The following is a 7,453-nucleotide window of genomic DNA, read 5'->3' on the forward strand; positions in this document are numbered from 1 at the left end:
ACTGCTGCCTTGGCGTGTTGCTCTACCTGCTGAATAACCTGTCGCTCCTGTCAATACGGCCTTCGCTGGACGCTTACGTATCAAACCCTTCTTACCAGAAAATGCTCAGATTCGAGTTATAGTAGATGAGACTCTCTGTCAGTCCGACATTGAGCTTATTTCAGTGCAGAGAGAATTGTTCAACTTGATCGTTTTCAGTATGAATGGACAGATGTTTGCGAGCGCATTAGCAGGTTTGTGGGATGTATCAGCCAATGCCAGATTTAAAAAATAAAGCCATTTACTAATGGGTTCGAAAGTAAGCGAACATCATTTATAATGTAGGCTCCGTTCGCCAAGCTTATCGGATATTTACACACATGCGCCACGATGACGGTCGTAAACTGATGAGCTGATCACGGAAGCCAAATACGTTGTTCATCTTCTTTATGTCCTTCCATTAGGCGCGTGATAGCCGGGTGCCAACTTTGCGTTCTCAACGCCGTACAAAGCCAGCGAATCGCTGAGCCAGAGGCGGTACTGTTCTTCTTTAAGACTGTGATCGGGTGAGGCATCAACGTTCCAGCGCAGCAGCATGTAGCCCGCAACAGCAGCCCGTACTCGCATTCGTATCGAACCACCAACCATCCCGTAGTCCATCTTGATGACCTCTGGACGTTCAAAACGCGGATGAGGCACTAAGTCCAACTCCACGATCCGCGTCCACTGAATGTCGTTGTCCGGACGCTCGTTAGCCTTAGGTTCTTCATCAAGCAGGATCGGCGCTTCGATGCGGGTGACAACGAAGTCGCGGAATTCGCCACTCTTGCGATCAAAAGCTCGGACGTGCCAGCGCAGGCCGGTATCGACCAGCGCGAAGGGCACAATGATCCGCTCGGTCTCGCCGCTGCTCATTGAGTGGTAGCGGATGGCTACTGGCCGCTTGGCATGGATGGCCCGGCAGATCGGAGCCAGCACATCCATCTGTGGGCAGCTCAGAGCCACAGGAGACTCGCATGGCAGCATCGGCTGCGAATCGACGTTCACGCCATCACCAAACCCAAGAGCAAGTGCCGACAAAACACGCTGCATTGCATGCTCGAAAATCGGAGAAAATGCCTTGCCGATGCGGTAGATCTTGTTGCTACCATCGAATTCAATGTTCTGCGGTGCGATTTCCCGGTACAGAGCCAGATCGCGCGTTGCCCCTGCCGGAGCCACACCGAAGCGCTCAATCAGATCTGGGCGACCAATATCACCGAAGAAGTAGAGCAGGAAGTCGATGTAAGCCAGTCGCTCTCGCTGGGCAAGGCTCAAGTCCTCGACCCGTTTAATGGGTGAACTAATCATGTGCCGTAGCTACAAAATAAAAGGAGAATGTAGTGATGTAATCCATATAGTGCCATGACCATAATCAAATTGATGACAATCATGCACCAATTTTACTATAACAACAAGACGTGGAGCCTCAAATGTAGACATTGAGCGTCTTATATAAAGTCTATTTATTACGTTATATTGAAGTCATCCAACTATGAAATCTTGCTGCCCAGTGCTCAATCGATTCCTCATGCAACTTGCCCTTATCCACTGATTTGGTCTGCGGGTGAGGAATGCCTGAATAGCCATCCTTGCCGCAGAGCATTTTTAGCCGCTGACTTGGCCAGTGCAGTGATTTCTGGGTTAACTCTTCTGCCAACAGCGTAAGCTGCTTGGGCCAATCCAGAGACGATTTCAGCCGTAATAGCAGGGTGGATAGAGAACAAACACCATCAGATGTATCGACTTCTAGGATATAGAATGTGCGGCCCTGCAACTCCATCTCAACAACCGCCAAGCATCTTGGATTGCCATCCAGAAGCAGATGACGTTTACAACGGTAGAGCTTAGGTAGCTTGTGCAGTTGCTGGGAGCGAATGACGCAACCATGGATTGCCACCAACTGCTGAAGCATCGACTGAAAACAATCAAACTTGTTGGCATATAGACGCAGATCATCGGTTTCATCCGCCTCTGCAGTCCACTCAGCACTGGGCAGTATCCCCCCAAAAACTGACTCTTCAGTACTTACGTCCTCTGATGCCTTGGAGCTAATCTCATCGTCAGCCTTACCCTTAGCTCCCTCCTGTTTTTTATCAGCTATTTTGCGTGTGTTGAATGCTTTGGAAAACTCAAATACGACAGAGGGAGCCTGCAACAAAACAGGTTTAGTATTCACACTCGCATCAGCCCCATCATGGACCGAATGGATGGGCGGGCGTTCAGCGACCAAACGCACAGCACCGTCCCCCTCTCCATGCACATACTCTCGCAACTTGGGATGGAAAAACTCTACTTCGTCTGGAATCGCAGCTTGGACGTTTCTTAGACTGGCTACCTCGTAAACCAGCATGCTTTGGGTTTGTTTATCAAATCGCCCTCGAACCTCAAAAGAAGCGGAGCGTAAAGGTGGAGGGGTAAACTCGAAATCCCAGTGCCGATATCCACTTTGTTCATAGCCATTCAACTTTTGACTACGACCAATGCTTTCGTAAGAGGCTCGGGCATCTGGGTCGATCAAGATCCAGCTCAATAAACGTCGCGATTCATAATCATCCAGAGACTTAAGTGGATAGCTAGAGGAGGGTAATACATTCACCCGGGCTACGTTGGGACCATGGTGTTCAATCGAAAACTCACTTCTCAGATAATCAGGCTCAAGTGCTGAGCGTGAAAGATAGCCATCGTGTAAGAACAGTACTCTTGCCAGCTCTAGTTGGGGAAGATAGATCTGTATGTTGTTTGCCAAAAAACAGAAGCAGTGTTGACGTTTATCCATGGCGCGAATGGCCAAGGGAACAGGGAAATCACCTAAATATCTGCGTTGCCAAGTAGCCGAGCTCTCGATGGTAAAAGAGAGCCGAAAACCGGCAGACTTATGCTTCTGTGTCGGATTCAACACCCGCTTACGAGCCAAAACAGGAAGATTCGAAACCCGCAGCGACCCGATTTCAGCTTGAGGAGCCAGATCCAGATTGATGCCCCACTGTGTGTGATTAACTCGCCGGAACAGAGAACCGATTGCCAAAATGGTTGTATCGTCAGATACCTTTTCAAAACGGATATCCTGCATCAAGCCCCCAATACATCTCGCAATAGGTCATCAGCCAGCGAGGTTAATCGCTCATCACTCAATCCAGCCAGGCGAAGAAGTCGCCATCGGCGCAATGAATTACCAGTCTGCACCAGCAATCCGGCAGCAAGAGCCAAACGACGAATCTGATAACCTGTTATATCTTCACAATATCGTTGAAAAAACAAGCGAGTAAGAGGCATAGAGCGCAAGTTTTTCTCAATCATGGCTCCCGATAGAAGTTTCGATAGATACCAGTTCCTCGACAGCCGAGGGGAATCAAGCATCAACTCATGTTGATCGAGGATATGGAGTAATTGACGACAAACCATGCGATCCCGCTTTGGCCAATCGACACGGAGATTGTCTCTAGCATGGCCCTGATGGTGTTGCCGGTTAAATTGCAGAAACCAGCTTCGATCATGCCGATACAGCCAGGCGTATAACGCCTGATGAGATAAACGGGCCTGCTTCACCCCATGGCTTTCCAGCAACTGCTGCCATCTGACTCGATACTCTGCCGATAGGCCGCTCTTTTTATCTGGAGGACAGGGATCGAAAGCATAAATGCCCGTTGGAATGCTCTGCACCTCGTCCAACACAGCGACCATGTCCCACGACTCGGGCAACAGGCTATCCAGGACAACGATATGTTCCAGATAGCTGAAAGATTTTCGGTGCTTGCGAAAGATAGCCTGCAACCAATTACCCGAATCGTTATGAAGCGCCAATCCATGCTGCTCTAACCAATCAGCCGACCAGCGAGCCATGACAAGCTCATGGATCGTTTGATGATTTACATGCTTCGCCTTGGCACAACCCACCAAATTGGCGAGCTGATGGTAAAAAGCACTCCATTGAGAAAACGTGGGTGAAGTATCAGGTGGCCGTTGCAACAAAGCATTGACTTGGCGAGTGATCCGGATGGCGTGCGCATCCGCTACAGGCTGAGGCAGTAGGGGACAAACTAACGGGGAGGCGGCAACAAACTGATGGCGATGGTAAGCATGGCGTTCAATATTGGCCTCCAGTAACTCACCATGCACCAGACAACTATCAGCCCCCATCACCTGCCATTGCCGTTGCCAGTAGTATTCGCCATGGCCGCTGCGCTGATTTTGCAAACATTGCGGACAGTAGCGCAGGGCACGAGACTGTTTAATTCGGGATGCCGCTACCCCCAGGATCAGATGAATGGCACCTTGAGAATCCCCAGCCATCTGCTCAAGACAGTGACGCCTGCGCTCTTCAGTGGTAAATGGGGCATACAGAGGAAATAGCGTGTGCAGATAAGCCAAACGAACAACATCGAGCCCCATACTCTCCGGTAATAATTGAACCAGAGGGGCCAGATGATTGGGCAGATCAACCGTTGCAATGACATGCCGGTTTGCAAAAACCTCATCCAGCAACTGCTTGGGGCTGGTTAACCCCAGGTGTATTCCGGCTCTGGCCACCAAGCTGTAAATCAGCTCATCGGGATAAGGAACCGGAAAGTTCAGCATGGCTAACCCATCCTTCTCAACCAATCATCTACATCGAAGGTGAGCCCCGCTTTCTTGAATGCAGGGTAGAGGAGATTGCCCTTGCCACACTGGGAAAATTTGAATCGCAGGTCATCAGAGTGCAGCATGTGCCACTCCTTCTGCCCAATGCCAGCAAGCTTGGGCTTAGTCTTTTTCTCTGGCTTCTCATCCGGGTTGTACCAATCAAGAACAATGGGCATCAACTCTCTGACGGAATGATTGGGATAGGAGCTAAAAGCACGTTCAATCAACGGCACAATCAGTTCTGAATGGCAGTCCATCCCCACAAGCAGATTATGCAAGCGGATGGCCTGCTCATTGCCACCATAACGGTTCTGATGTGAGTCCTGAGAAGCTTTTGCCTCTTCAATCTTGGCACTCAGCACCAGGATCTTTTTGTCTATGTCCGGGATGCTCAGATCCGAATATCTGGCGATTAACTCAGGGTCTCTGGAGCGTAACGCTGCCAACATGGCATGAACTGGTTTGAGCTCATCCTCATAAACCTGTCGCAACAACTGAGGGGTGATCCGTTCAATACGGGTGGCAATGGCTCGTAACTGGGCAAGAACAAAGAGTTTTACCACTATGTCCAACACTCCCTGAGACAGATCAAACCAGCAATCCCGTACCTCATCGGACAAGATTTCCTCTCGTCGTTGCAGCCATTGGTATTGCCAAAGCTTATCGGTGAAGGCCATCCACTCTGTGGGTTTGAGCTGGTTGGTTTCCGGATCCAGACTGGGCTTGGTTGCCTGCATCGGCTCCCAGAGCAATGACCCAAAACCGGCTCCGCGCCTTGCCGATCTCAAATCCATTTCAAAGATAGGTCTCGCTTTGGGTGTGCCAACCATGACAACAGGCAAGCCGATCACATTCACCAGCGTCACGAAGAAGTTGAGCATCTTCTCCACCCCGCCGGAGCGGCTCATGCTCAGATGCTGAATCTCATCAATGACCAGCACCCCAATTGCATGCACATTGGCAATTTGGCTCATCAAGGCCATCAGTGTCTCAACACTATGGCGCTTGAGCGCATACTTGCGTTCATAGTCGGTATGCAACACCGCATCGATAGCCCTGAAGAAGTGATGACACAGGCTTTTCAGTGAACCATCATGGGGGCAATCCAGCTTCAGGTAGACGATCTGGGTAAAGTTGTATTGCTCGTGGTAGATCACCTGAGGGTAGGTTGCTAATATCCGGTTGATAGTGCTGCTTTTTCCGGATCCAGAGCACCCGATCAGAGACAGGCTGCGAGCGGTCGATTTAACCTGCTCGAACCGAAAAACATCCAGCTCGCCAGACATGACCCGCTCATAACCATTTTGCAGATGTGCATTCAAAGAACCATCACTAAGATTACGCCCGACATATCCCTGCCGGATCATGATGGATAACTTTGACTCCAACTGTAAGTGGCGACTTATCGGTTGAAAAAAGTCATCCAGTAACTGGGATATCACATGAACACGCCAAGGGCCGTCAACATAGATATCCTTTGGATCAAACTTGATGGAGCCGCTTAACCCCTGCTTTATCTGCTGTGTGGTCATGATAGGTGGCAACGCCTCTATCAGGGGATTGCCACGGTACTGTTCTATGCCTGGGTCGTTGTAGACGGCCTTGGTCATATTGGCTGGTAATACCATCTAGTCGTCCTTGAAGAGCTCGTCGATATAATCCGGATACTTATAGTTATCCGTATCTGGAGAAAGGGGAATCACGGTTGCAGGCACAGTTGATGGCTCGGATGTTGTGACCGGCTCAGCGCGTTTTCTCTCTTCGTCCTTCGCCTTGGCTCGATTACCCCTGATGGCGGCAATGCGCTGGCGATCTGACGCTTCTGGTGAACCTTCAGCTTGAACTTGGGCTTTTGCTTGCTTAATTTTTGAGTCAATCAGCTCATCAACTCTTCGCTTTTCACGATCAGCAACCAGCTTACCCTCTGCCACAACAACCTTCTGTTGCTTGGTTATCAACCATACATCCCAGAAAGAACAACCACGGAACTCTCGGGAGCGCTCGGTCAACCCACAGACCCAATATTCCGCACTGTTTTTTCGAGGAAGCAAATAAACCATATCAGCAACAGACGGATCATAAGCAACCTCTACTGATTCAGGCTTGGAGACATCCTTGCCCCTATGCAACCACCCCATTTTCAGAATTTCTTGGCAGGTGTAATACACACCAAAGACGCGGAGCCCCAGAGGAGAGATAGTCGCCTGAGTTCTCGGCAGCAAACTGACCCGGAGAGCGTCCTCAGGAACCATCCGTAACCGCCCTGACCTATGCTGCAATCCCCAGTTCCATAGTGATAATGGCGTCATCGGCAAATCGGCAGGCATATCGATATCTCGATCATAGGTTTCCAACACATGGTATCGGTTGTGAAACAAGATGGCCGACAGGATGATGGATGTGAACTCATGAATATTCAGCATCGCATCCAACCTGTAATCCTTTCCTCCCCGTTTCTTTATCGTGGTGCCAGATACCACTCCGGGAGCAAAAGGTTTGAATACCGCCTGTATGGTTCTGAAAAAACGCTCGACGATCCCTTTGCAATCACCTCTAAAGGGAGGCGTATTCTCAATCCGGGTAGAGAAACTTTTTTCCAGAGATTCGATCTGACAACCCAGCAATTCGCCACGATCAGCCAATATCGCATCAGGGATGCCTGTAACCGGCCAGTCAGATTCATCAATCTCTATACCAAACTGTTGGCAAAGCTTGATCTTGTCAGTCATGGCCATAGACCTGTCTCTTGATCAGATCTTGATCCCCTGCGCCATCAGATCCTTGGCGGCAAGAAAGCCATCCAGTTTACTTT

Annotated in this window: 5 protein-coding genes; all 5 read right to left on the minus strand. The window is 49.9% G+C overall.

Annotation, left to right across the window (positions count from 1 at the left end):
• Positions 1 to 426 precede the first annotated feature (426 nt).
• Positions 427 to 1,329 (minus strand): helix-turn-helix transcriptional regulator, encoded by a 903-nt coding sequence (locus PG892_RS20580; protein WP_020833802.1) that lies wholly within the window; start codon positions 1,327 to 1,329, stop codon positions 427 to 429.
• A gap of 163 nt (positions 1,330 to 1,492) precedes the next feature.
• Complete coding sequence (locus tag PG892_RS20585; RefSeq protein ID WP_020833803.1) at positions 1,493 to 3,091, minus strand: Tn7-like element transposition protein TnsE; 1,599 nt, start codon at positions 3,089 to 3,091, stop codon at positions 1,493 to 1,495.
• Positions 3,091 to 4,596: a TnsD family Tn7-like transposition protein gene (locus tag PG892_RS20590; RefSeq protein WP_165565853.1), complete on the minus strand. Its 1,506-nt coding sequence runs from the start codon at positions 4,594 to 4,596 to the stop codon at positions 3,091 to 3,093. Before PG892_RS20590 ends, PG892_RS20585 begins: the two co-directional genes overlap by 1 nt.
• Positions 4,597 to 4,598: 2 nt before the next feature.
• Complete coding sequence (locus PG892_RS20595; protein ID WP_270825788.1) at positions 4,599 to 6,269, minus strand: AAA family ATPase; 1,671 nt, start codon at positions 6,267 to 6,269, stop codon at positions 4,599 to 4,601.
• Positions 6,270 to 7,370: a Mu transposase C-terminal domain-containing protein gene (locus PG892_RS20600; protein ID WP_270825789.1), complete on the minus strand. Its 1,101-nt coding sequence runs from the start codon at positions 7,368 to 7,370 to the stop codon at positions 6,270 to 6,272.
• Positions 7,371 to 7,453: the final 83 nt, after the last annotated feature.

Source organism: Aeromonas sp. QDB68 (genome assembly GCF_027707405.1).
Lineage (GTDB): Bacteria > Pseudomonadota > Gammaproteobacteria > Enterobacterales > Aeromonadaceae > Aeromonas > Aeromonas caviae.

Excerpts from the sequence above, each read along its gene's own strand:
- PG892_RS20580 (WP_020833802.1), bottom strand. The coding sequence starts at position 1,329 with ATGATTAGTTCACCCATTAAACGGGTCGAGGACTTGAGCCTTGCCCAG.
- PG892_RS20585 (WP_020833803.1), bottom strand. The coding sequence starts at position 3,091 with ATGCAGGATATCCGTTTTGAAAAGGTATCTGACGATACAACCATTTTG.
- PG892_RS20590 (WP_165565853.1), bottom strand. The coding sequence starts at position 4,596 with ATGCTGAACTTTCCGGTTCCTTATCCCGATGAGCTGATTTACAGCTTG.
- PG892_RS20595 (WP_270825788.1), bottom strand. The coding sequence starts at position 6,269 with ATGGTATTACCAGCCAATATGACCAAGGCCGTCTACAACGACCCAGGC.
- PG892_RS20600 (WP_270825789.1), bottom strand. The coding sequence starts at position 7,370 with ATGACTGACAAGATCAAGCTTTGCCAACAGTTTGGTATAGAGATTGAT.